Raw genomic sequence first — 22,604 nt, forward strand, 5'->3', positions numbered from 1 at the left:
CGGTCATACAGCGGGAGGCGCGTTGGGTGAATCCGCCGAGTCGGATCGGACCCGGTTGCGTGCACTGGCCACCCAGGACCGCCTCTACCGGGCCGCCGCTGACCTGTTCGCCGAGCAGGGCTACGAGGACACGACGATGGCGCAGATCGCCGACCGCGCCGGTACGTCCCGGCGCACGGCCTTCAACCACTTCCCCAACAAGAGCGACATCCCGATGCTCTGGGTGCGGCGCCTGGCCGACGTCGCCGTGCGGGTCGTCGCCGAGGACAGGACCAGTGGGGGCCTCGACCGCATCCGCGCGTTCTTCTCGCTGATCTGCCGCATGGTGCAGGACGAACCCGAGGTGTCGCGCCAGATGATGATCGGCTGGACCGCCGCCGCCGGACCCATCAGGTACGAGTCCGCCTTGCTCGTCGACCTCTGCCCGCTCATCGATGCCGGCAAGACCCGCGGGGAGATCGCCGGTCACCTCGACACCGCAACGGTGGCCCGGACCCTCAGCGACGTCCTCCTCGGCGCCGTCTTCCGCTGGGTCCGCGAACGCGACCAGCCGACGACCGTCGCCGCGCACGTGGACGCAGGCATCGGCGTGGTCCTGCGAGGGCTACGGCCGAGCGACGCCTGATCGAGGCTGGTCGACCGGATCCCGGAGGCGTCGTTCCACGGCCGACCGAGCGCTCGGGACACGGCGCCGGTCGTGTCTGGCAACGCGGCACGCCGGGGGCGTCCGCTCGCGGACGTCAGCGACCACCGCTGCGTGCTGACCTGCGTGGACCGGATGTGTACGGACCTCGGCGGACCTCCGGGTGCCGGCTGGGGCCGGGGGCGCAGGGCCTATCGTGTGAGCCCGAGAGTCCAGGTCGAGAGCCGTTCCGGAGCGATCCGGGGCGGCCCTCGACGGCCTTCCGGGGGAACCCGGGCGGGTCCGGCCGGTCCTGCCGCCCGCGATCCGAGGGGGAGCGATGCCCGAGGGCGACACCGTCCACCGCCTCGCCCGGCGCCTCGGGGTCCTGACGGGCACCACCGTCCGCGGCAGCGACTTCCGCGTTCCCCGGCACGCCACCGCCGACCTGTCCGGCGCGGCGGTGCTCGGGACGACCGCCCGGGGCAAGCACCTGCTCACCCGCTTCGACCACGCGGGCCAGGCGCTGACCCTGCACACGCACCTGCGGATGGACGGCGAGTGGACGGTCCTCGCGGCCGGGCGCTCGCTGCCCCGCCGCGTGCAGGCCGACGCGCGGGTGGTGCTGACGACGACCGGGCCCACGGCGGCCGCGCTGCGCATGCCCGTGGTCGAGCTGCTGCCCACCGACGCCGAGGAGTCCGTCGTCGGGCACCTGGGCCCCGACCTGCTCGACCCCGGGCGCTCCGCCGACGACCTGGTCGCGGACGCCGTCGGCCGGCTGGCGGCGCAGCCGGACCGGCCCCTCGTGACGGCGCTGCTCGACCAGCGGACCGTGGCCGGCCTGGGCAACGTCTGGGTCAACGAGCTGTGCTTCCTGCGGGGGCACCTGCCGCGCACGCCCGTCGGCGAGGTCGACGCCGAGCCGCTCGTGCGGCTGGCGATCCGGGCGATGCGGTTCGCGATCGCGCCCGGCGGGCCCGGGCGCGTGACCACCGGCGACACCCGGCCCGGCCGCCGGTACTGGGTGTACGGCCGCACCCACCAGCCGTGCCTGCGGTGCGGGACGGCGCTGCTGTTCAGCGAGCAGGGGAGCGAGGACCCGGAGGGCCGGCACACCTGGTGGTGCCCCCGCTGCCAGACCTGAGCGCGCGCCCGGGCCGGTCGGTCAGCGGTCGCGCAGGCCGAGCAGGCGGTCGAGAACGTCGCCGGCGCGCAGGCCGTCGTGCTCGAACTCGTTGGTGACCCAGGTGCGCACGTTGCCGACGGCGTCCGCCGTCCGCAGCGACAGGTCCGCGTCGACGTACATGTCGTCGAAGTAGACGACGGCGTCGACCGGCACCTCGTTGGCGGCCAGCCGCGCCGGGTCGTACAGCGGCGGGTGCTCCGGCAGCGCGGCCAGGGCGTGCGCGGCGTCCCGGAAGGGCCGCAGCGAGGCGATCTCGTCGAACATCCAGGGGTAGACCATCTCGCCGGTGAACGGCAGGGGGCGCAGGTCGGGGGAGAGGTCGGGCCCGCGCTCGGCCTCGGCGGCCCAGCCGGTGGCGCCCGGCCCGCTGCCGTAGATGCTCTCGTGCAGGACCGCGTAGAGCGGGTTGTCCCAGTACGACGTGCGCCGCGCGACCTCGTCGAGGAAGCCCGCGGACGGCTCGCCGTCGACCAGCGCCTCGTCGAAGAGCCAGTGCAGCTGCTCGGCGCCGCTCCCGGTGCCCAGCGCGTGGCCGAGGGTCTGCAGCCGGCGCACGGTGAGCCGGTCACCGTCGGGGAGCCGGACGTCCCCGGCGGCCAGCAGGTCGGCGACCGCGGCCACCCGGTCGACGTCGCCGGGGAACCGCTCGTAGAAGCGGCGGGTCTTCGCGGCCACCCGCGGGCCGGTGCGCCGGTACACCTCGCGCGCGTCCGCCGTCAGGCCCGGCAGCCCGCCGGTGACGAGGCAGCGGTCGAGGGCCTGCGGGGCGCGCGAGAGGTAGGTGAGCGTCAGGAAGCCGCCGTAGCTCTGGCCGAGCGTCGTCCAGCGGCGGCCGCCGTAGACCGTCGCCCGCACGTGCTCGGCGTCGGCGACGATCGAGTCGGCCCGGAAGGCCATGAGGTGGGCGGCGGCCGCCGCCGGGCCGGCGAGGGCACCGATCCGCCGGGCGGTCACCGGGGTGCTGCGGCCGGTGCCCCGCTGGTCGAGCAGTACCACCCGGAAGTCCCGCAGCGCCCGGTCGACCCAGTCGCCGCGCCCGACCGGCCGCGGTCCCTTGCCGCCGGGCCCGCCCTGCAGGAACAGCAGCAGCGGCAGGTCGTCGGCGTCCCGGGACGGGCGGACGAGCTCCCGCACGAAGACGTCGATCGTCGGGCCGTCGTCGGCGTCCCAGTGCAGCGGCACGGGCACCGTGTGCTCGCGCACCCGCATGCCGGGCAGGTCGTACTCGGTCACCGCCCGATCCTGTCAGTGCGCCCGGTGCCGACCTGCCGCCGTCTCCCGGTCGGGGAGGCAGCGGCAGGTCGACACCGGGCGCACGGCGCCGCGAGCGGCGTCAGCCGGGGTACGGCCGGTTGAACCGCGGCGGGGTGTAGCCGACGTAGCGGGGCGCCGGGTCGGCCCCGAGCTCCGCGGCCCGGGCGTTCATGGCCTGCGGCGACGTCGCCGGCCAGGAGCCGCTCTCGAGGCGGTCGCCCATCGTGCGCAGCGCCGCCTGCTGCTCGGCCCCCGAGAACGTGCAGTGGCCGACGGACTCGACGTACGTCTGCCGCAGGAGCCGGTTCGCCCCCTCCCGCCGCACCCGGTCCTCGTAGGACTGCTGCTGCGCGACGGTCGAGATCTGGTCGCCGGTGCCGGACACCGTGAGGACCGGCACCTGCAGGTCCCCGTCGAGGACGATGCCCCGTGCGAAGCGCTCCACCGCGGCGGGGTCCGCGGCGATGCGCGGGGCCGCGGCGAGGGCGTCCAGGTCGGCCCCGAGGTCGAGCCCGGCCGCCGCGTACAGCTCGCGGACGGCGCGGCGCAGCTCCGGGTCGGCCCGGCGCAGCTGCTCGGCGTAGTCGACGCCGGTGTTCCACGACGGGTTGCCGCCGACGACCGCGGTGATCTGCCGCCGGCTGCTCATCGCCTGCCCGACGTAGGGCAGCGGCCCGCCGGCGAGGGCGAGGTAGGCGCCCTCCTGCAGGGCCGCGGCGTCGCGCGGGTCCGGGGGCGGCGGCGCCGTCCCGTCCGGCCGGACGCCCCAGGCGGGCAGCTGGCCGATCGCGGCGGCCAGCGCGATGCGCGCCCGGCCCTCCGCCGTCTGCTGTGCGGCCGCGAGGGCGTCGATCCACGCCCGCTGGGCACCCGCGACGTCGGCGGGGACGTCGACGACCGGCAGGCCCGGTGCCACCAGGTGCTCGAGCACGAAGACGGTGTCGAGCTTCTGGTTCCACTGCCCGACCGAGCCGCCGAGCCCGCCGCAGAACGGCACGGCCGCGTCGAAGACGTCCGGGTGGACCTGGGCGACCCCGGCGGACACGAACCCGCCCATCGAGGTGCCGGAGGCGATCGCGTACCGGGCCGGGCCGTAGGCGTCCTCGAACCGGGCCAGCGCCTCGGCCTGGTTGTCGATGGCCGACGCGATGTCCCAGCCGGTCACCGCGCGGGTGGTGCCGCCGCGGGCCACGCCGTCGGACAGCAGGCGGGCCGTGAGCTCCTGCGCCGGGCCGGGGCCGGCGAAGTCGAGGGCGACCACGACCGTGCCGTCCCAGTCGGCCGGCACGACGAACTCGTAGGGCGTGCCGTCCTCGAGGGTCCCCGAGATGCAGGTCGGCCGGTCGGGGGAGCCGGGCAGGCAGGGCGTGCCGCCCGGGGCGGCCGGTGCGGCGGTGGCCGTGCCGCTGCCCAGGACGGTGGCCGCGGCGAGGGCGGCCGTCAGGGTCCGCACGGTCGTGGTGCGCGAGAGCACGTCGTGTTCCTCCACGTCGAGGTGATGGGACGGGCGAGGGGAAGGGATGGGGCGGCCGACTCCGTGTCGGCGCGAGCCCCTGTGACCGGCATTACTGCCGCATGGCCGGACGAGCGTCCAGCGATGTGTCGTCCGTGTCAACCCGGTCGGGGGGTGGTCCCGGCGGCCCCGGGACGTACGGTGGGTGCTCGCCGAGCCAGCCGAGGACGGACGAGACACATGACGCCGATCGACCTCCCCCGGAACCAGACGGGGCCCGAGCCGCAGCTGCTCCTGACGTCGCTGCTGGGCGACTTCTGGTACTGGCGGGACGAGCACATCCCCTCCAGCGCCCTCGTCCGGCTGCTGGCGGAGTTCGGCACCACCGCCGACGGCGCCCGTGCGGCGATGCGCCGGCTGGCATCCCGGGGGCTGCTCACCGTCTCCCGCAGCGGCCGGACCACCGCCTACGGCATCCCGCCGCGGACCTCGGAGGTCATCGTCCGGCGCACCCACCGCCTGCTGACCTTCGGGGCGTCGGCGCCGCGGTGGGACGGGAGCTGGACGGTCGTCGCCTTCTCCGTGCCCGAGCAGTCGCGGGAGCTGCGCGGTGCCCTGCGGGCCCGCCTGCGGGTGCTGCGCTTCGCCGCCCTCTACGACGGCGTGTGGGTGTCCCCGCACGACAGCGGGGCGGCCGCGCGCAGGCTGCTCGACGAGCTCGGCGTCGAGACGGCCACCGTGCTGCGCTCCACCGAGGTGCCCGGGGCCGGGCGGCTCGGCAGCCCGCGGTCGGCCTTCGACCTCGAGCCGCTGGTCAAGGAGTACCGGCAGTTCGTCGAGCGCTACGAGCCGCTGCTGGCCGCCGCCGCGGCGGGCCGGATCGGTCCGGCCGACGCCCTGCGCGCCCGGACCGAGCTCCGGGTCGACTGGCGCCGCTTCCCGGAGACCGATCCCGACATGCCGGCCGAGCTCCTGCCCGCCGACTGGCCGCGGGCGCGGGCGCAGCGGGTCTTCGTCGAGATCTACGACCGGCTCGGGCCCCTGGCCGAGATGCGCTTCCGCGAGGTGCTGGCGCAGTCGGACCCGGACCTCGCCGCGCTGGCCCGCCACCACGACTCCCGGACCGTGGCCGAGCTGTTCGCCCAGCTCGGCGACCCGCAGCCCACCGGTGGCACGCCGTTCGAGCGGGCGGTCGAGGAGCGCCGGCTGCGCGAGGCCGCACCGCGGGGCCGTGGGCTCTGACGCGGCGCCCGGGCGTACCGGATCCGTTGCGGCCGTCACGGGAACGGTGAGGAACGCCGCCGGGGTGCGCCCGTGAGCGCGGAGCCGGCGGCGCCCGACGTCACGGCGGTGCCGGCCGGCGCCGCCCGGCCGCAGGCCCTCCTGCTCACGCTCCTCGGCCGGCACGTCCTCGGCCGCGCGGTCCTCGTGTCGCAGACCAGCGTCTCGGAGGTGATGGCGCGGGTCGGCGTCTCCGACCCCGCCACCCGCTCGGTCCTGCTCCGGATGGAGAAGCGCGGCCTGCTCCGCCGCGAGCGGCGCGGCCGGCCCGTGTTCCTGGGGCTGACCCCGCGCTCCCGGGAGCTGCTCGCGGACGGCCAGCGGCGGCTGTGGGCGGCGGCTGCGGTCAGCGGCCACTGGGACGGCGCCTGGACGCTGCTGACCTTCTCGCTGCCCGAGGCCTGGCAGCGCCAGCGCCACCAGATCCGGTCCCGCCTGCAGTGGGCGGGCTTCGGCATGCTGCAGGGCGGGCTGTGGATCGCGCCGTCCGCCCTCGACGTCGGGCAGGTGCTGGCCGGCGTCGAGGGGGCCGACCGGGTCAGGGCGTTCGTCGCCCGCCCCGGTCCCGACGTCGACGTCCCCGAGATGGTGCGGGACGCCTGGGACCTCGCCGAGCTGCGGGCCCGGTACGACGACTTCCTCGCCCGCTGGGGCGACTGCGGGCCCGCCGGGGCCGCCGGCGACGCGCTCGCCGCCCAGCTGGCCCTCACCACCGACTGGCTGGCCGTCCTGCGCAGCGACCCGCGCCTGCCGCTGGAGCACCTCCCCGCCGACTGGCCCGCCCGCCGGGCGCAGGAGGTCTTCCGCCGGTGGCACGCCGAGCTCGACCCGCCGGCGCGCGCCGCCGCGGCCGACATCCTGGTGACGGCGCCCGACCTGTCCTGAGGGCCCGTCCGACGACCCGGGGGCCGGGCGGTGACGCGGGCGTTGCCGGGGCGTTTCGTTGACAGCCGTTGTGGCGGTGGTTACTTTCGCCCCCTGTAACCGGCGACACTTTCTCGTACTGCCGACCGCGCACCTGTGACGTACGACTGGAGACCCCATGCGCCACACCACTGCTCGACTCGCGCTGCCCCTGGCCGTCTCCATGGCCGTCCTGGCCGCCTGTGGCGGGTCGGGGGAGACCTCGTCGGCCGCCCCGGGGCCGGACCCGGCGGCGGGACCCTCCGGCGGCGTCGACACCGAGGCGGAGCTGTACGACCGGCTCCCGCAGGAGATCAAGGACGCGGGCGAGATCGTGTTCGCGGGCGACTCGCACCCGCCCTACCGCACGGTCGGCGCCGACGGGCAGACCGTGACGGGGATCGACGCCGACCTGCAGGCCGCGCTCTCCGAGGTGCTCGGCGTGCCCATCCGGACGGAGATCACCACGGGTCTCCCGGCGATGCTCTCCGGGATGCTGTCCGGGCGCTACGACGCCTTCAACGGGCCGGTGCGGACCACCCCGGAGCGCGAGGCGGAGTTCGACGCCGTCGTCTGGATGACGACCGTGACCTCCTACGTCGTCCCCGAGGGCAGCGACGCCGGCATCGAGGACAGCGGCGACCTGTGCGGCAAGACGGTCGCCGGCACCGAGGGGTCGGTGACCCAGGAGATGGTCACCCGGCTCTCGCAGTGGTGCGAGGGGCAGGGGGAGGGGCCGGTGGAGTTCACCGGGCTCGCCGACACCAACGCCACGATCCTCGCCGTCGACGCCGGCCGGGTCGACGCCGCCGCGGTCACCGAGGCCGCCGCCATCGACATCGTCAGCGCCAGCGAGGACTACTACTACGTCTCGCAGACCGAGGACCAGGGCGCCGGCGTGGACCAGATGGCCCTGCTGACCCCGAAGTCCAACGAGCTCGGTCCCGTGGTGTTCGAGGCCTTCCAGGTCCTCTTCGAGAACGGCGACTACGAGCGCGTGATGGAGGAGTGGAACCTCCAGGACGTCACCATCGACGAGCCCCTCCTCAACCCCGCCACCGAGCAGTGACCCTCCTGTCAGGGGACGCCTCCATGACCACCACGCACCCCGCTCCCGACCCCGCCGTCCAGGAGCGACCACCGGACGACGTCGCGGCCGCGCGGCCCCGGTTCCGCCCGGGGCGCTGGCTGCTGGGGGCCGTGCTCCTCGTGGTCGGCGCGCAGCTGGCCACCTTCCTCGTGGGCAACGAGCGCTTCGAGTGGGACGTCGTCGGGGAGTACCTCTTCCACCCGACCGTGCTGCAGGGCCTCGGCATGTCCGTGATGCTCACGGTGATCGCCATGGTCGTCGGGTCGGCGCTCGGCGTCGTGCTCGCCGCCGGGCAGCTCTCCGACTTCGGCCCGGTCCGGTGGGCGTCGACCCTCTACGTCGGCGTCTTCCGCGGCATCCCGCCGCTGGTCCAGCTCATCTTCTGGTACAACCTCGCGTTCCTGGTGCCCGACGTGTCGATCGGCATCCCGTTCGGCCCGACGTTCGCGTCGTGGTCGGCCAACGAGGTCATCACCCCGCTCACCGCGGCCCTGATCGGCCTGACCCTGCACGAGGCGGCCTACATGGCCGAGATCGTCCGCGCCGGCATCCTCGCCGTGGACCCCGGCCAGCGCGACGCCGCCCGCGCCATGGGCTTCAACGGCCGCCAGGCCTTCTTCAAGGTCGTCCTGCCGCAGGCGATGCGGGTGATCATCCCGCCCACCGGCAGCCAGTTCATCAGCCTGCTGAAGGGCACCTCGCTGGTCAGCGTCATCGCCATGAGCGACCTGCTGCACTCGGTCCAGGTCATCTACAACCGCACCTACGACGTCATCCCGATGCTGGTCGTCGCCTGCATCTGGTACCTGACCGTCGTCACGGTCCTCTCGCTCGGCCAGAAGCGCCTCGAGCGCCACTTCGGCCGCGGCCACGACCGCACCGCCACCGTCGCCGGCGGCCGCCGCCGGCCCCGCCTCGGCCTCGCCGGAGCGCGGGCATGACCGCCCCGGGGAGCGGGCCCGCACGCCCGGTGCTGTCCGTCCGCGGGCTGCGGAAGGTCTTCGGCGACCACGTCGCGCTCGACGGCGTCGACCTCGACGTGCACGAGGGCGAGGTCGTCGTCGTCCTCGGGCCGTCCGGGTCGGGCAAGTCCACCCTGGTCCGCTGCGTCCACCAGCTCGAGTCGGTCGACGGCGGCGCGGCCTACCTGGACGGCGAGCTGCTCGGCTACGAGCAGCACCGCGGCCACCTGCGGCCCCTGCCCGAGGCCCGCGTCGCCCGCCAGCGCCGCCGGATGGGCATGGTCTTCCAGCAGTTCAACCTGTTCCCGCACTGGACGGTCCTGCGCAACATCACCGAGGCCGCCGTCAAGGTGCACGGCCAGCGTCCCGAGGAGGCCCGCCGCCGGGCGGTGGAGCTGCTGGAGCGGATCGGCCTGGCCGACAAGCACCAGGCCCACCCCAAGCAGCTCTCCGGCGGTCAGCAGCAGCGGGTGGCCATCGCCCGCGCCGTCGCCACCGACCCGCGGATCATGCTCTTCGACGAGCCGACCAGCGCCCTGGACCCGGAGCTCGTCGACGAGGTGCTCTCGGTGGTCCGCGACCTCGCGAGGACCGGGATGACGATGGTCGTCGTCACCCACGAGATGGACTTCGCCCGCGAGGTGGCCGACCGCTGCGTCTTCATGGACCGCGGCCGCGTCGTCGAGGTGGGGACGCCGCAGGAGGTCTTCGAGGCCCCGCGCTCCCCGCGCCTGCAGGCCTTCCTCACCCGTTTCGCCCAGCGGCAGCAGCGCGCCGACGCCGCGGCTCCCGCCGTCTGACCCGAGGAGACACCCCGTGGACCACCCCGTGACGGTCATGGCCGTCGGCGACCTGGTGCTCGACGAGCCCGATCCCGACAGCTTCTTCGCCCCGTCGACCGACACCCTGCGGCGCGCCGACCTGGCCATCGGCCACGTCGAGGTGCCGCACAGCACCACGACCACCAGCGCCAGCACCGACGTGCCGGCGCCCCCGGCCGACCCCGAGCACCTCAAGGCGGTCACCGCCGCGGGCTTCGACGTCGTCACCCTCGCCGGCAACCACGTCTACGACGCCGGCACCGAGGGCGTCGCCGACACCATCGCCCACGCCCGCGCGGCCGGACTGCTCACCGCCGGCGCCGGCATGGACCTCGAGCAGGCGCGCACCCCTGCCGTCGTCGAGCGCGGCGGGCTGCGGATCGCGGTGCTCAGCTACAACTGCGTGGGGCCGAAGGAGTCCTGGGCGACGTCGCGCAAGGCCGGCTGCGCCTACGTCAAGGTGCTCACGCACTACGACCTGGAGTACGCCAACCCGGGCGGCCCGCCGACCGTCTACACCTTCGCGGCCCCGGACAGCCTGCGGCGCATGCAGGACGACGTCCGCGCGGCGGCCGCCTCCGCCGACGTCGTCTGCGTGTCCCTGCACAAGGGGATCGGCCACACGCCCGTGCACGTCGCCGACTACGAGCGGCAGGTGTCGCACGCGGCGGTCGACGCCGGCGCGTCCGTGGTGTTCGGCCACCACGCGCACATCATGCGCGGCATCGAGGTGTACCGCGGCCGGCCGGTCTACCACGGGCTCGGCAACTTCGTGACGGTCACGCGGGCCCTCACCCCGTCCGGCGGCAACGCCGCGGAGCTGGAGGCCTGGGCGCGCAAGCGCCGCGAGATGTTCGGCTTCGCGCCCGACCCGCGCATGCCGACCTACCCCTTCCACCCGGAGAGCCGGGCCACGGCGATCGCGGTGTGCCGGTTCGGCGCGGACGGCCGGGTCGAGGCGGGCTTCGTGCCGTGCTGGATCGACGACGACGCCCGGCCGGTCCCGCTGGGGCGCGGGGTGAAGGGCGAGGAGGTGGCCGGCTACGTCGAGCGCATCTCGCGCGAGGCCGGCCTGGACACGCGGTTCGAGTGGTCCGGCGACGAGGTGCTCGTCCGCGCGGCCGGCGAGGAGGTCCCCGGTGAGTGAGCGTCCCCTGCAGGGCAAGGTCGTCGTCGACCTGACCACCGCGCTGGCCGGTCCCTACGCGACCCTGCTGCTCGGCGGGCTCGGTGCCCGGGTCATCAAGGTCGAGAACCCCGACACCGGCGGTGACGCCTCCCGCAACAACTCGCCGTACCTGACCGCCGACGGCCTGGGCGTGCGCCGCCAGGACGCCGACGACATGTCGGTCTCGATGCTGGTGCGCGGCCGCAACAAGGAGAGCGTCACCCTCAACCTCAAGGACCCGCAGGGGCGCGAGGTGCTCGCCGACCTGGTGCGCGCCGCCGACGTCGTGGTGGAGAACTACAGCGCCGGCGTGACCGCGCGCCTGGGCATCGACCACGAGTGGGCGCGGGAGCTCAACCCCCGCGTCGTCTACACGTCGATCAGCGGGTTCGGTGCGCAGGGCGGGCCCGGGTCGGGCAAGGCCATGGACACGATCATCCAGGCGCTCAGCGGCGTGATGATGACCGCCGGCGCCCCCGGCGAGCCCCCGGTCCGCTTCGGCCTGCCCGTCGGCGACCTGGTGGCGCCGCTGTACGCGGTGATCGGCACGCTCGCCGCCGTCGTGCAGGCCGACCGCACCGGGCGGGGCCAGCACGTCGACGTCTCGATGCTGGGCGCGCTCACCTCGCTCGTGGCCTGCGAGCCCTTCGACGCGCTCGAGGAGATCGGCCTGCCCACCCGCACCGGGCCGACGGTGCCCCGGCTGGCGCCGTTCGGGATCTTCGCCGCCCGGGACGGGTGGCTCGCGCTGTGCGCGCCCACCAACTCCTTCGCGCACGGCGCGCTCCGTGCGATCGAGCGGCCCGACCTCGTCGGCGACCCGCGCTTCGCCGAGCGGGACGGGCGGGTCGCGAACGCCGCGGCGCTGCACGACCTCATCGCCGACTGGGCGCGGGACCGGGACGTGGCCACCGTGTGCGCCGCGTTCACCGCGCACGGCGCGCCCGCGGCCGAGGTCCGCGACCCCCGGGCCGCGGTCCGCGACCCCCTGGTCGCGCAGCGCGGCGAGGTGGTGCCGCTCGCCGACCCCCGGTTCGGGACCGTCGCCGAGCTCCGGGCGACCGGCGTGCCGATCCGGATGTCGGACAGCGACACGACGCTGGACCGGCCCGCGCCGCGGCTGGGGCAGCACACGGAGGCCGTGCTCGGGGAGCTCCTCGGCTACGGCGAGGACCGGATCGAGGACCTCCTCAAGGCCGGGGTGCTCTGAGTGCCGGACACCGGAGCCGGCTCCGACCCCACCTGGTGGCGGGACGCCGTCGACGGCCGCCGGGACCGGGCCCGGGAGCGGGCCGCCGGCGGGGTGCCCGTGGTCGGGTACGTCGGCGCCGACGTGCCGGGAGAGCTCGTGGAGGCGGCCGGGGCCTGCCCGGTCCGGCTGTCCGGGATCCCCGGGCGGACCTCGGCCGAGGCGGACCGCCTGCTGGGCGCCGCGGTCGACCCCGCCGTGTCCTCGGTCCTGGCGCAGCTCCTCGACGGCGACTGGCGGTTCCTCACCGGGCTGGTCGTGTCCCGGGACAGCCAGGCGTCGCTCGCGCTGTTCTACGTGCTCCGGGAGCTGCGCCGTCTCGAGCCGGGGCTGCAGCTGCCGCCGGTCCACCTGCTCGACCTCCTGCACCTGCCCCGCGCGTCCACCACCCGCTACGACGCCGCCCGGGTGGCGCAGCTCGCGGAGGTGCTCGCGGGGTGGACGGGCACCGCGGTGACCGGTGACGGGCTGGCCCGCGCGGTCGCGGGCGCCCGGCGGGTGCGGTCGCTGCTGCGGGACGCCCAGCGGCTGCGCCGCGCCGACCGTCCCGGGCTGTCGGGGACCACGGCCCTGCACGTCCACGGCGCCGTGACCGCGATGCCCGGGGCGGAGGCGGCCGAGCGGCTCGGCGAGCTGCTGGCCGCCGCGGCCGCGGGCCCCGCGCTGCCCGTGCGCCCGCGCCTGTTCCTGACCGGGAGCGCCCAGGACCACGACCGGCTCTACGTCGCGGTCGAGGACGAGGGCTGGCACGTGGTGGGGGAGGACCACGACCGGGGGGACCTCGCCCTGACCGTCGACGTCCCCGGGTGGGCCGGCACGGACGAGATCGCCCGCGCCTACCAGCACCGCGGGCCGGCGGCGGCCACCTCCTCGATCCGCGCGCACGCCGAGTGGACCGCGGCGGAGGCGGCCGCGTGCCGCGCCGACCTCCTGCTCGCCGTGGTCCGGGAGCACGACGAGGCGCCGGCCTGGGACCTGCCCGTCCAGCGGGAGCGGGCCGCGGCGCTCGGGATCGGGACGGCGGCGCTGCTGCGCCAGCCGTACGTCAGCCGCACCTCCGACGTCCGCGCGGTGCTCGCGACGGCGTCCGCCGCGACGAGGGAGTCCGCATGAGCCGCCTGGCCTCGGCCACCGCCGCGACCGCGCACCAGAAGCAGTGGTTCCGCTCGGTCCAGGAGCGGGTCGCCGCGGGCGAGCCGCTCGCGCTGGTCAACGCCGACGCACCGCAGGAGGTGCTCAAGGCGATGGACATCCCGTACGTGGTCAACCAGTGGTGGGCGTCGGTCGTCTCCGCCAAGCGGCAGGCCGACGCGAGCCTGCAGGTGCTGCGGGACCGGGGGTTCCCCGACCACAGCCGGCAGTACGACGCGATCTCCCTCGGCTCGACGAGCCTCCCGCCGGAGACGGCGCCGTGGGGCGGCCTCCCGGAGCCGAGCATCGTGATCGCCGAGACCAGCGGGGACGCGGCGCGCAAGGTGTTCGACCTGTGGGCCGAGCGGCCCGGCGTCGACTTCTTCCCCTTCGAGCGGTCGTCGGCGGTCACCGCGCCCGCCCGGTGGTGGGAGCTGGTCCCGCACCGCTGGGAGGAGGCCTACGGCAGCGAGCGGCTGGACCTGATGGTCGCCGAGATCGAGGAGCTCGTCGGCTTCCTCGAGGAGCGCACCGGCAGGACCCTCGACGTCGGCCGGCTGCGGCGGGTAATGGACCTGGTCAACGAGCAGGCGGAGTGGAACCGCCGGACCCGCGACCTCCTCGCGGCCACCCGGCCGACGCCGGTGGCGGTCAACGACACCATCCCGGGCGTGATGGTCCCGCAGTGGCACCGCGGGACCGAGTGGGCCGTGGACGCGGCCCGCCGCCTGTACGAGGAGGTCGCGGAGCTCGCCGCGTCCGGCGCCGCGCTGTGCCCGGACGAGCGCGTCCGGCTGATGTGGATCGGCCGGGGCCTCTGGTTCGACCTCGACCTGTACCGGCGCTTCCAGGAGAGCCACGGCGCGGTGTTCGTCTGGTCGATGTACCTGGCCATCGCCGCCGACGGCTACCCGCGCCACGGCGACGACCCGGTCCGGGCCCTCGCGGCGCGGTTCGCCGGCTTCACCGACCAGCTCTACACCCCGCCGTGGTCGGGGGAGTGGTACGTGAAGGAGGCGCGCGCGCACGGCGTCGACGGGGTGGTGCACCTCGTGGCCGACGACGTGCCGGCCAGCTCGTTCACGACCCGGGCGCTGGAGGACGCCGGCATCCCGGTCCTCGAGATCCGGGCCGACAACGCCGACCCGCGGGCCAGCGACCCGGACGCGCTCACCGCCGCGATCACCGGGTTCATCGACGGCCGGCTCAGCTGAGCGTGCGCCGGCCGCCGTCCTCCCTGCGCATCGGCAACTTCCGGCTCTTCTTCGCGGGACAGGTCGTCTCGAACACCGGCACCTGGTTCCAGAACCTGACGCTGTCGCTCATCGTCCTGGAGGAGACCGGCCGGGCGAGCGCGCTGGCGCTGGTGACGGTCTGCCAGTTCACCCCGCTCCTGCTGGTCGGGATGTACGCCGGGACGCTGGCCGACCGGCGCGACGTCCGGCGGATCCTGCTCGCCACCTCCCTCGCGTCGGCGGTGGCGGTCGCGGGCCTGGCGTGGGTCGTGTCGCGGGACCCGCTGCGGCTGCCGCTGGTGCTCGGCCTGGTGGCGGTCCTCGGGGCGGCGCAGGCCTTCGAGCGGGTGGCGGCGCAGGCCTTCGTCTACGAGCTGGTCGGGCCGGAGCGGCTGGCCAACGGCGTCGCGCTGAACACCGTGGCGGTGTCCTCGGCGCGCTCGGTCGGGCCGGCGCTGGCCGGCGTGGCCTACGGCGCGGCCGGCGGCGTCGCCTGCCTGCTCGTCAACACCGCGTCCTACCTGGTCATCGCCGGGTGCCTGGTGCGGATCGACCGCACCGCGCTGACCTCCCGGCGGGGAGACGGCGCGGCGCCACCGGGCCTCCGGGCGGCGCTGCGGGAGATCCGCGGGAACCGGCCGCTGGTCGCCGTCCTCGTCGTCAACACGGCGGTGACCGTCGGCGCGCTGAACCTCATGGTGGTGATCACCGCGATGGTCTCGCTCACCCTCGGCGGGGACGCGGAGGTGCTGGGGGCGGCCCACGCCCTCAACGCGGTGGGCGCGGTGGCCGGCGGGCTCGCCGTGTCCTCCCGCCGGCAGGTCGGCCTCACGGCCCTCGGGGTGTCCTGCGCGGGGTACGGGTGTGCGCTCGCGGTCAACGCGGCCGCCCCGTCGGTGACGCTGTTCCTGCTCGCCGCGCCCCTGCTCGGCCTGGGGCTCGGCGCCTACCAGGGCGCCGTCAACGGCGCCGCCCAGTCCCTGGCCCCGGCCGTCCTGCTGGGCCGGGTGACGGCGCTGCTCACCCTCGGCAGCGTCGGCACGGCCCCCGTCGGCGCCCTGCTCGTGGGGGCGCTGGTCGACGCGTCGAGCGCCCGGGTCGCCATGGGCGTGGGTGCGGTCGTCTGCGCCCTCTGCGCGGTGGCCCTCGTGCTCGTCCGGCGGTCGGCCGCCGCGGGTATCCCGGTCGGCCCGGGAGCCGTGGCGGCCGACCGCGCCGGCGCGTGAGGGTGCCGGCCGGCCGAGGGGACGGCCGGCCGGGAGGACCGTCAGCCGAGGAAGCGGAAGACCGGCTCGGCGATGCAGACCGGCTTGTCGCCGCCCTCGCGCTCGATGACCGCGGAGACGGTGAGCTGGTAGCCGCCCCGGACCTCCTCGACGTCGGCGAGGGTGGCGGTGAGGCGCACCTTGGAGCCGACGGGCACGGGCGCGGGGAACCGGACCTTGTTGAGCCCGTAGTTCACCGCCATGGCCGTGTCGGTCACCGTGAGGACCTGCGACCACATCGGGATGAGCAGCGACAGCGTCAGGTAGCCGTGGCCGATCGGGCCGCCGAAGGGGCTCTCGGCGTTCGCGCGCTCGACGTCGACGTGGATCCACTGGTGGTCACCGGTGGCGTCGGCGAACGTGTTGACGCGGTCCTGGGTGACCTCGATCCAGTCGCTGGTGCCGAGCTCGGTGCCCTTGAGGCCGGGCAGCTCGGCGAGGGTCGTGGTGGTGGTCATGCGGGGGTCTCCTCGGGGGTGACGTAGCGGTCGCGCAGGTCGGGTTTGCGGATCTTGCCGGTGGCGGTCTTGGGCAGCTCGGCGACGAACTCGACGTGGCGCGGCACCTTGAAGCCGGCCAGCCGGGCGCGGAGGGCGGTGCGGATCGCCTCGGGGTCCTCGGCCGATCCGGGTGCCGGGACGACGACGGCGAGGCCGACCTCGCCCCACCGCGCGTCGGGGACGCCGATGACGGCGGCCTCGAGCACGTCGGGCAGCTCGAGGAGGGCCGACTCCACCTCGGCGGGGTACACGTTCTCCCCGCCCGAGATGATCATGTCCTTGTAACGGTCGCGGATGTAGAGGTAACCGTCCTCGTCGGTCGAGCCGGCGTCCCCGGAGTGGTACCAGCCGTCGACGATCGCGGCCGCCGTCGCCTCGGGGGCGTTCCAGTAGCCGGCCATGATGTTGGGCCCGGACAGCACGACCTCCCCGATCTCACCCGGGTCGCACTCGGTCCCGTCGGGGCGGACGACCCGCACGTCGACGAAGAACTGCGACCGGCCGGCCGAGCCGACCTTGGCCACGGCGTCGGCGCTGTCCAGGGCGGTGCCGGCCGGTGCCGACTCGGTCATCCCGTACGCCTGCTGCACGGTGATGCCGCGGTCCAGCCACGTGCGCAGCAGGGGGAGGGGGAGCGGGGCGCCGGCTGCGCCGATGGTGCGCAGCGCGGACAGGTCGACGGTGTGGAAGTCCGGCTGCCGGCTGATCGCGTCGAGCATCGTCGGGACGGCGAAGAACGACGTGACCCGCTGCTCGACGACCACCCGGAGCGTCGCCGGCGGGTCGAAGCCGCGGACCAGGACCACGCACCCGCCGCGCAGCAGCGTCGGGTTGAGCGTGCCGTTGAGCCCGCCGATGTGGAACAGCGGCGCCAGCCCCAGCGTGCGCTCGTCCGGCGTGAAGTCGAACCCGAGGACCTGGTTCATGCAGGACCACGTCATGTTGCCGTGGGTCAGCGTGGCGCCCTTGGGCCGGCCGGTCGTGCCGGACGTGTACATGATCAGGCAGACGTCGTCGAGGGTGACCGGCTCGTCGCGCAGCACCGGCTCGGCGTCGGCCAGCAGGCGCTGCCAGTCGAGGGAGTCCGCGCCCCCCTCGAGCGGGGGCTCCGCGGCCGCCCAGTGGCGGACGGCGGGCACCTGCGCCCGCAGCGTGTCCGCCGTCGTCCCGTGCTCCCGCCCGTGGACGACGACGGTCGCGCCGGAGTGCTCGAGCACGTACCGGGCCTCGGGTGCGGTGAACCGGGCGTTGACCGGCACCCAGATCGCCCCGAGCTGGCCGCAGGCGTAGAGCGTCTCCAGCGCGGCCGGGTGGTTGGCGCCGAACCAGGCGACCCGGTCGCCCCGCGCCACGCCGAGGGCGTCCAGCGCCGCGGCCGCCCGGCGGACCCGGTGCGCGAACTCGCCGTGGGTGGTCGTGGTCCCCTCGAACCAGATCGCCGGCTTCCGCGGCGAGATGCGCAGCCGGCGCTCGGGCCAGCTGCCCAGGCCCGCGTTCCTCACCGCTGGGCGGCCGGGGCGAGGTTCAGCGCGCGGATCGCGTTCTCCTTCATGATCAGCGGCCGGACCTCGTCCTTGATCTCGAGGGTCTCGAAGTCGCGGATCCACCGCTCGGGGCGGATGAGCGGGTAGTCCGAGCCGAAGAGCACCTTCCTCTTCAGGAGCCCGTTGGCCGCCTTCACCAGCTGCGGCGGGAAGTACTTCGGCGACCAGCCGGACAGGTCGATGTAGACGTTGGCCTTGTGGGTGGCCACCGAGATGGCGGCGTCCTGCCAGGGCACCGACGGGTGGGCCATGATGATCGTGAGGCCGGGGAAGTCGGCGGCGACGTCGTCGAGCAGCATCGGGTCGGAGTAGCGCAGCTTGATGCCGCGCCCGCCGGGCAGGCCGGCCCCGATGCCGGTCTGCCCGGTGTGAAACAGCGCCGGGACGCCGAGGCTCTCCAGCTCCTCGTAGAGCGGGTAGTGCCGGCGGTCGTTCGGCTCGAAGTCCTGGAAGCTGGGGTGGAACTTGAAGCCCCGCACGCCGTGCGACTCGACCAGCCGGCGGGCGGTGCGGATGCCGGCCCGGCCGCGTGCGGGGTCGACCGAGCCGAACGGGATGAGCACGTCGGGGTGCTGGGCGGCGGCCTCGGCGATCTCCTCGTTGGACAGCGTCATCTGGCCGGTCGCCGCCTCGGCGTCGACGGTGAAGACGACCGCCGCCATCCCCTTCTCGCGGTAGTCGGCGGCGATGTCGTGCACGGTGGGGTCGTAGGGGTCGCCCTTGAAGTACTGCGCCGCCGCGGCGCCCAGTTCGTCGTCCAGCGCCTTGTGGCCGTGCGCGTCGGCGTGCACGTGGGTGTGCACGTCGATCGCGACCAGCGCGTCGAGGTCGAGTCCGGTCGGGGTGCTCACTTCGGGGGCTCCGGGAGCTGCTGGCCCACCGTCTGCTGGGAGGGGGCGAACCGCTCGGCCCAGATGCCGGCGATGGCGTCGGGGGACCAGCCGGTGCCGTCGGCGAACTCGACGACGACCTCCGCCGGGTGGCTCCACAGGGCCAGCCGGTCGCCGCCGATGCCGATGGCCTGCCCGGTGATCCCGGCGGCGGCGTCGGAGGCGAGGAAGGCGACCAGCCCGGCGGCGTCCTCCGGCGAGCCGAAGCCGAGCTGCTGGCGGGCGAAGGCGGGCAGGGGCTCGCCGGCGGCCAGCGCGTCGACGTACGGCTTGAGGAAGGGCACGGTCTCGGTCATCGCGGTGGCGGCCACCGGCACGACCGCGTTGACGGTGATCTCCGCCCGCGCGAGCTCCATCGCCCAGGTGCGGACCATCCCGACGATGCCGGCCTTGGCCGCGGCGTAGTTGGTCTGGCCGAAGTTGCCGACCTGCCCGGTGGGGGAGCCGACGCCGATGACCCGCCCGCCCTCGCCCTGCTCGCGCATGCGGACGGCCGCGGCGCGGGTGCAGGTGAAGGTGCCGCGCAGGTGGGTGGTGACGACGGCGTCGAACTGCTCGTCGGTCATCTTCCACAGCGTGGTGTCGCGCAGGATGCCGGCGTTGTTGACCAGCACGTCGAGCCGGCCGAACTCGTCGACCGCGCGGTCGACCAGCGCCTGCGCGGCCTCGGAGGTGCCCACCGGCACGACCTCGGCGACGGCGCTGCCGCCCGCCCCGGTGATGGTCTTCACGGCGGCCTCGGCGACGGCGGCGTCGACGTCGTTGACGACGACGGCGGCGCCGCAGCGGGCGAGCTCGGTGGCGTAGGCGAGGCCGAGGCCCCGCCCGCTGCCGGTGACGATGGCGACCTTGCCGGTCAGGTCCACGGGCTCTCCTCCTGGGACGGGTCAGTGCGGGCAACGTAGGTCGGTATCATTGAGGTTGTCAACGATGGAGGAGTGCATGGTCCACCCCCTGGCCGACGACCTCGGCTTCCTCCTGTCGCGCGCCAGCGGGCAGGTCGTCCGGGCCACCAACGCGGCCCTCGCGGCGCACGGCCTGCGCGTGCGGCAGTACTCCGTCCTCGCGCTCGCCTGCGAGTCCGGGGAGGGGATCAGCCAGCGCGAGGTGGCCGCGGTCCTCGGGCTGGACCCGTCGCAGGTCGTGCTCCTGGTCGACGAGCTGGTCGGTGCGGGCCTCGTCGGGCGGCAGTCGCCGGAAGGTGACCGGCGGACCCGCCTGGTCGTCCCGACGGAGCAGGGCCGGCGGGTCCGGGAGCTGGCCGGCCGGGACGCCGACGGCGCCGTCGAGGTCCCGCTGGGCCTGCTCGGCGCCGCGGAGCGGGACCGGCTGCGGGACATGCTGACCCGCATCTGGACCGCCGGCGGCTGACCCCCGGGAGGTCGGTCAGGCCAGACGGCCGCTGGCGCGCAGGCTGCGCTCCAGCGCGGCCCGGGCGGCCGGCCGGAGACCGGTGGACACGCGCCGGTAGGTCGCGGCGCTGGTCGCCGCCGGCCAGTCCGGCCCCAGCTGCGCGGCCGGCAGCCCCGGGTCGGTGCGCAGCAGCGAGAGCCAGTCGGCGCCCAGCAGGGTGAGCTGGGCGAGGGAGCCCGCGACGACGGGCGGACGGGCCCAGGTCTCGACGAACCGCAGGTGGGCCTCGCGCACGGCGGGCACGTCCCACGCCCGGCGGACCAGGCGGTCGACGTCGGTACCCGGCAGGACCCGGGCCGCGAAGGCGTCGGCGAGCCCGGTCACGCCCGCGAGGTCGGACCGGCCGAGCACCGCGGCCACGTCCACCGTCCCCGGGGCGATCCAGAGTCCGTCCCGCAGGCCGCCGAAGCCGGCCCAGGTGAGCCGGGCGCGGACGCGGTGGCGCAGGTCGCGCCGGCTCTCGGGGACCGAGTAGCTGAGCAGCGTCCACTCGCCCTCGGGGTGCGCGAAGGGCGTGGGGGAGTCGACGCGGCCGGTGGCCTCGCGCAGCACGTCCTCGGCGAGGGGCGTGAGGGAGTACTCGGCGGTCCGGCCCACCTGGCCGCGGGAGAGCAGCCCGCGCTGCGTCATGCGCTTGAGGGTGGCGCGGCCGGCGGCCTCGGCGACCCCCAGGTCCGCCATCAGGTCGAGGAGTGTCGCCGAGGGCAGCGGTGGCAGGCCCGCGTCGAGGACCAGGGCCCCGAAGAAGCTCAGCAGCAGCGACTGCGGCCGGTGGATGCCGGGCGGTGCCGGTGCCGGCGCGGGCCACGACGCGTCGTCCAGGGACTCCAGCGCGCTCATGTGCCTCCTCGGTCGCGGCGCCCCCGATTCCAGCACAGCCGGGCGGTGGGCGAGAAAGCTAGACACTTGCTTGACGTGCGTCCAGTGCGCCTCTAGCTTCTCCGTGACCTGCACCACGTGTCACCACCCTGTCGGGTCGACCGGCCGGACCACGAGGACGCCGATGACACAACCGCTGCTGGACGTGGAGCACCTCGACGTCTCCTACGACGGCGCCGTCTCGGCGCTGGAGGACGTCTCCCTGCAGGTGGCCCCGGGACAGGTCGTCGCCGTCCTGGGCTCGAACGGGGCGGGCAAGTCCTCGCTGCTGCGGGCGATCTCCCGGGCGCTGGGCTCCTACGGGGGCGCGGTCACCGGGGGCACGATCCGCTTCCGGGGGTCCGACCTGGCCCGGCTGGACGCCTCCACGGTGGTGCGGCGGGGGATCGTGCAGGTGCCCGAGGGCCGGCGGGTGTTCCGCGACCTGACCGTCGAGGAGAACCTGCAGGCGGGTGGCTTCACCGTCCGGGACGCGAGGAGCCGCGCCGAGGCCCGCGACCGGGTGTTCGACCTCTTCCCCGTGCTCGCCGAGCGGCGGTCCCAGCCGGGCGGGCTGCTGTCGGGCGGTCAGCAGCAGATGCTCGCGATGGGGCGGGCGCTGATGACCTCGCCCGAGCTGCTGCTCCTCGACGAGCCCTCCCTGGGCCTGGCCCCGCTGCTGGTCGACCAGATCGGGGAGATCGTCACCCGGATCAACGCGCAGGGGACCGCCGTCCTGCTCATCGAGCAGAACGCGGTCATGGGGCTGCGGGTCGCCGACCGCGCGTACGTCCTCGAGGTGGGGCGGGTGACGGCCTCCGGCAGTGCCGAGGAGCTGGCCGCCAGCGACGACGTCCGCGAGCGCTACCTCGGCGTGGCGGTGCCGGTCCGGGCGGCCGACGTCGTGGTGGCCGAGCCCGCGATCCCCACCGCCGAGCCGCCGGAGCGGCTGTCGGTCGAGGACCTGACGGTGCGCTTCGGCGGCGTCGCGGCGCTGTCCGGCGTCTCGTTCACCGTCGAGCCCGGGACGGTGCACGCCCTCATCGGGCCCAACGGGGCCGGCAAGTCCACCTGCATCAACGTGCTCGGCGGGGCGTACCGGGCGACCGAGGGCCGGGTGACCTACGGCGACGAGGTGCTCACCTCACTGCCGGCGCACCGGACCGCCGGGTTGGGCGTCGCGCGCACCTTCCAGAACATCTCCCTCGCCCTCGAGGACACCGTCGAGGACAACCTGCTCGTCGGCCGGCACCGGCTGATGCGCTCCGGCGTGCTGACCGGCGCCCTGCGGACGCCGCGGGCGCGACGGGAGGAGCGGCAGCACCGGCAGACCGTCCGCGACATCGCCGAGCTGCTCGGGCTCACCCGGCTGCTCCGGGCGCCGGTGCACAGCCTGTCCTACGGCAACCGCAAGCGCGTCGAGATGGGGCGGGCGCTGGCCGCGCGGCCCTCCCTGCTCCTCCTCGACGAGCCGGTCGCCGGCATGACGCACGGGGAGTCGCAGGAGATGGCCGAGACGATCCGGCAGGTCCGCCGCGACCTCGGCCTCTCGATCCTGCTCGTCGAGCACGACATGCCCTTCGTCATGGGTCTCGCCGAGCAGGTCACCGTCCTCGACTTCGGCAAGAAGATCGCCGAGGGCACCCCGGCGGAGGTCCAGCAGGACCCCGAGGTGCTGCGGGCCTACCTGGGAGCGGCCGCCGTATGAGCGACGTGCGAGCGAGCATCGCAGCGAGGCCTGCGAGCGAGGAGCGGAACGAGCCCGGAGCGGGAGAC

Annotated in this window: 21 protein-coding genes; 14 read left to right on the forward strand and 7 right to left on the reverse strand. The window is 75.2% G+C overall.

Annotated elements, in window-relative coordinates; translation table 11 throughout:
- Positions 1-22 precede the first annotated feature (22 nt).
- Positions 23-625 carry a TetR/AcrR family transcriptional regulator gene (locus ACI78R_RS10780; RefSeq protein WP_457040710.1) on the forward strand — a complete coding sequence of 201 codons (603 nt, stop codon included), beginning with the start codon at positions 23-25 and terminating at the stop codon, positions 623-625.
- Positions 626-962: 337 nt separating this feature from the next.
- Complete coding sequence (locus ACI78R_RS10785) at positions 963-1,769, forward strand: DNA-formamidopyrimidine glycosylase family protein (protein ID WP_457040711.1); 807 nt, start codon at positions 963-965, stop codon at positions 1,767-1,769.
- 21 nt (positions 1,770-1,790) lie between these two features.
- Here the strand turns inward: ACI78R_RS10785 and ACI78R_RS10790 are convergent, their stop codons facing one another.
- Both ACI78R_RS10790 and ACI78R_RS10795 read right to left on the reverse strand, forming a co-directional pair.
- Positions 1,791-3,044, reverse strand: coding sequence for an alpha/beta fold hydrolase (locus ACI78R_RS10790; RefSeq protein WP_457040712.1), 1,254 nt, complete (start codon positions 3,042-3,044; stop codon positions 1,791-1,793).
- Positions 3,045-3,144: 100 nt separating this feature from the next.
- Positions 3,145-4,554 carry an alpha/beta hydrolase family protein gene (locus ACI78R_RS10795; RefSeq protein WP_457040713.1) on the reverse strand — a complete coding sequence of 470 codons (1,410 nt, stop codon included), beginning with the start codon at positions 4,552-4,554 and terminating at the stop codon, positions 3,145-3,147.
- Between the two features lie 204 nt (positions 4,555-4,758).
- Between ACI78R_RS10795 and ACI78R_RS10800 the strand changes: the two genes are divergently transcribed.
- From ACI78R_RS10800 to ACI78R_RS10845, 10 genes are all read left to right on the forward strand, one after another.
- Positions 4,759-5,760 carry a PaaX family transcriptional regulator gene (locus ACI78R_RS10800; RefSeq protein ID WP_457040714.1) on the forward strand — a complete coding sequence of 334 codons (1,002 nt, stop codon included), beginning with the start codon at positions 4,759-4,761 and terminating at the stop codon, positions 5,758-5,760.
- Between the two features lie 72 nt (positions 5,761-5,832).
- Positions 5,833-6,684, forward strand: coding sequence for a PaaX family transcriptional regulator (locus ACI78R_RS10805; RefSeq protein WP_457040715.1), 852 nt, complete (start codon positions 5,833-5,835; stop codon positions 6,682-6,684).
- A gap of 157 nt (positions 6,685-6,841) precedes the next feature.
- Complete coding sequence (locus ACI78R_RS10810; protein WP_073419685.1) at positions 6,842-7,771, forward strand: transporter substrate-binding domain-containing protein; 930 nt, start codon at positions 6,842-6,844, stop codon at positions 7,769-7,771.
- A gap of 23 nt (positions 7,772-7,794) precedes the next feature.
- Positions 7,795-8,733 (forward strand): amino acid ABC transporter permease, encoded by a 939-nt coding sequence (locus ACI78R_RS10815; protein ID WP_073419686.1) that lies wholly within the window; start codon positions 7,795-7,797, stop codon positions 8,731-8,733.
- Positions 8,730-9,554: an amino acid ABC transporter ATP-binding protein gene (locus tag ACI78R_RS10820; RefSeq protein ID WP_457040716.1), complete on the forward strand. Its 825-nt coding sequence runs from the start codon at positions 8,730-8,732 to the stop codon at positions 9,552-9,554. Before ACI78R_RS10815 ends, ACI78R_RS10820 begins: the two co-directional genes overlap by 4 nt.
- 16 nt (positions 9,555-9,570) lie before the next feature.
- Positions 9,571-10,722 (forward strand): CapA family protein, encoded by a 1,152-nt coding sequence (locus ACI78R_RS10825; protein WP_217651182.1) that lies wholly within the window; start codon positions 9,571-9,573, stop codon positions 10,720-10,722.
- Positions 10,715-11,953, forward strand: coding sequence for a CaiB/BaiF CoA transferase family protein (locus ACI78R_RS10830; protein WP_073419688.1), 1,239 nt, complete (start codon positions 10,715-10,717; stop codon positions 11,951-11,953). Before ACI78R_RS10825 ends, ACI78R_RS10830 begins: the two co-directional genes overlap by 8 nt.
- A complete protein-coding gene (locus ACI78R_RS10835) occupies positions 11,954-13,105 on the forward strand; it encodes a 2-hydroxyacyl-CoA dehydratase (RefSeq protein ID WP_457040717.1) in 1,152 nt (383 codons plus the stop codon).
- Positions 13,102-14,337, forward strand: a complete 1,236-nt coding sequence (locus ACI78R_RS10840) for a 2-hydroxyacyl-CoA dehydratase (RefSeq protein ID WP_457040718.1) — start codon at positions 13,102-13,104, stop codon at positions 14,335-14,337. The genes ACI78R_RS10835 and ACI78R_RS10840 overlap by 4 nt, the downstream gene beginning before the upstream one ends.
- A gap of 2 nt (positions 14,338-14,339) precedes the next feature.
- Complete coding sequence (locus ACI78R_RS10845; protein WP_457040719.1) at positions 14,340-15,584, forward strand: MFS transporter; 1,245 nt, start codon at positions 14,340-14,342, stop codon at positions 15,582-15,584.
- A gap of 41 nt (positions 15,585-15,625) precedes the next feature.
- On the opposite strand, the gene ACI78R_RS10850 is transcribed toward ACI78R_RS10845, so the two are convergent.
- Genes ACI78R_RS10850 through ACI78R_RS10865 form a run of 4 tightly spaced genes read right to left on the reverse strand, consistent with a single transcriptional unit; the run spans position 15,626 to position 19,423 of the window.
- The gene (locus tag ACI78R_RS10850; RefSeq protein WP_457040720.1) at positions 15,626-16,081 is read right to left on the reverse strand and encodes a MaoC family dehydratase; all 456 of its coding nucleotides are present in this window, start codon (positions 16,079-16,081) and stop codon (positions 15,626-15,628) included.
- Positions 16,078-17,625 carry an acyl-CoA synthetase gene (locus ACI78R_RS10855; RefSeq protein WP_457040721.1) on the reverse strand — a complete coding sequence of 516 codons (1,548 nt, stop codon included), beginning with the start codon at positions 17,623-17,625 and terminating at the stop codon, positions 16,078-16,080. The genes ACI78R_RS10850 and ACI78R_RS10855 overlap by 4 nt, the downstream gene beginning before the upstream one ends.
- Positions 17,622-18,518, reverse strand: coding sequence for an amidohydrolase family protein (locus tag ACI78R_RS10860; RefSeq protein WP_073419693.1), 897 nt, complete (start codon positions 18,516-18,518; stop codon positions 17,622-17,624). Before ACI78R_RS10860 ends, ACI78R_RS10855 begins: the two co-directional genes overlap by 4 nt.
- Positions 18,515-19,423, reverse strand: a complete 909-nt coding sequence (locus tag ACI78R_RS10865; RefSeq protein WP_073419694.1) for an SDR family NAD(P)-dependent oxidoreductase — start codon at positions 19,421-19,423, stop codon at positions 18,515-18,517. Before ACI78R_RS10865 ends, ACI78R_RS10860 begins: the two co-directional genes overlap by 4 nt.
- Positions 19,424-19,499: 76 nt before the next feature.
- Here ACI78R_RS10865 and ACI78R_RS10870 point away from each other — a divergent pair, with 76 nt between their 5' ends.
- Positions 19,500-19,928, forward strand: coding sequence for a MarR family winged helix-turn-helix transcriptional regulator (locus ACI78R_RS10870; RefSeq protein WP_457040722.1), 429 nt, complete (start codon positions 19,500-19,502; stop codon positions 19,926-19,928).
- 15 nt (positions 19,929-19,943) lie between these two features.
- On the opposite strand, the gene ACI78R_RS10875 is transcribed toward ACI78R_RS10870, so the two are convergent.
- A complete protein-coding gene (locus tag ACI78R_RS10875) occupies positions 19,944-20,810 on the reverse strand; it encodes a PaaX family transcriptional regulator (protein ID WP_457040723.1) in 867 nt (288 codons plus the stop codon).
- A gap of 163 nt (positions 20,811-20,973) precedes the next feature.
- Here ACI78R_RS10875 and ACI78R_RS10880 point away from each other — a divergent pair, with 163 nt between their 5' ends.
- Entirely contained in the window at positions 20,974-22,536 is a 1,563-nt protein-coding gene (locus ACI78R_RS10880; RefSeq protein ID WP_457040724.1) for an ATP-binding cassette domain-containing protein, read from the forward strand.
- The last annotated feature ends 68 nt before the right edge of the window (positions 22,537-22,604 follow it).

The sequence above is a fragment of the Geodermatophilus sp. SYSU D01106 genome (assembly GCF_054049995.1).

Excerpts from the sequence above, each read along its gene's own strand:
- ACI78R_RS10785 (WP_457040711.1), top strand. The coding sequence starts at position 963 with ATGCCCGAGGGCGACACCGTCCACCGCCTCGCCCGGCGCCTCGGGGTC.
- ACI78R_RS10800 (WP_457040714.1), top strand. The coding sequence starts at position 4,759 with ATGACGCCGATCGACCTCCCCCGGAACCAGACGGGGCCCGAGCCGCAG.
- ACI78R_RS10810 (WP_073419685.1), top strand. The coding sequence starts at position 6,842 with ATGCGCCACACCACTGCTCGACTCGCGCTGCCCCTGGCCGTCTCCATG.
- ACI78R_RS10815 (WP_073419686.1), top strand. The coding sequence starts at position 7,795 with ATGACCACCACGCACCCCGCTCCCGACCCCGCCGTCCAGGAGCGACCA.
- ACI78R_RS10820 (WP_457040716.1), top strand. The coding sequence starts at position 8,730 with ATGACCGCCCCGGGGAGCGGGCCCGCACGCCCGGTGCTGTCCGTCCGC.
- ACI78R_RS10840 (WP_457040718.1), top strand. The coding sequence starts at position 13,102 with ATGAGCCGCCTGGCCTCGGCCACCGCCGCGACCGCGCACCAGAAGCAG.
- ACI78R_RS10850 (WP_457040720.1), bottom strand. The coding sequence starts at position 16,081 with ATGACCACCACCACGACCCTCGCCGAGCTGCCCGGCCTCAAGGGCACC.
- ACI78R_RS10870 (WP_457040722.1), top strand. The coding sequence starts at position 19,500 with ATGGTCCACCCCCTGGCCGACGACCTCGGCTTCCTCCTGTCGCGCGCC.
- ACI78R_RS10875 (WP_457040723.1), bottom strand. The coding sequence starts at position 20,810 with ATGAGCGCGCTGGAGTCCCTGGACGACGCGTCGTGGCCCGCGCCGGCA.
- ACI78R_RS10880 (WP_457040724.1), top strand. The coding sequence starts at position 20,974 with ATGACACAACCGCTGCTGGACGTGGAGCACCTCGACGTCTCCTACGAC.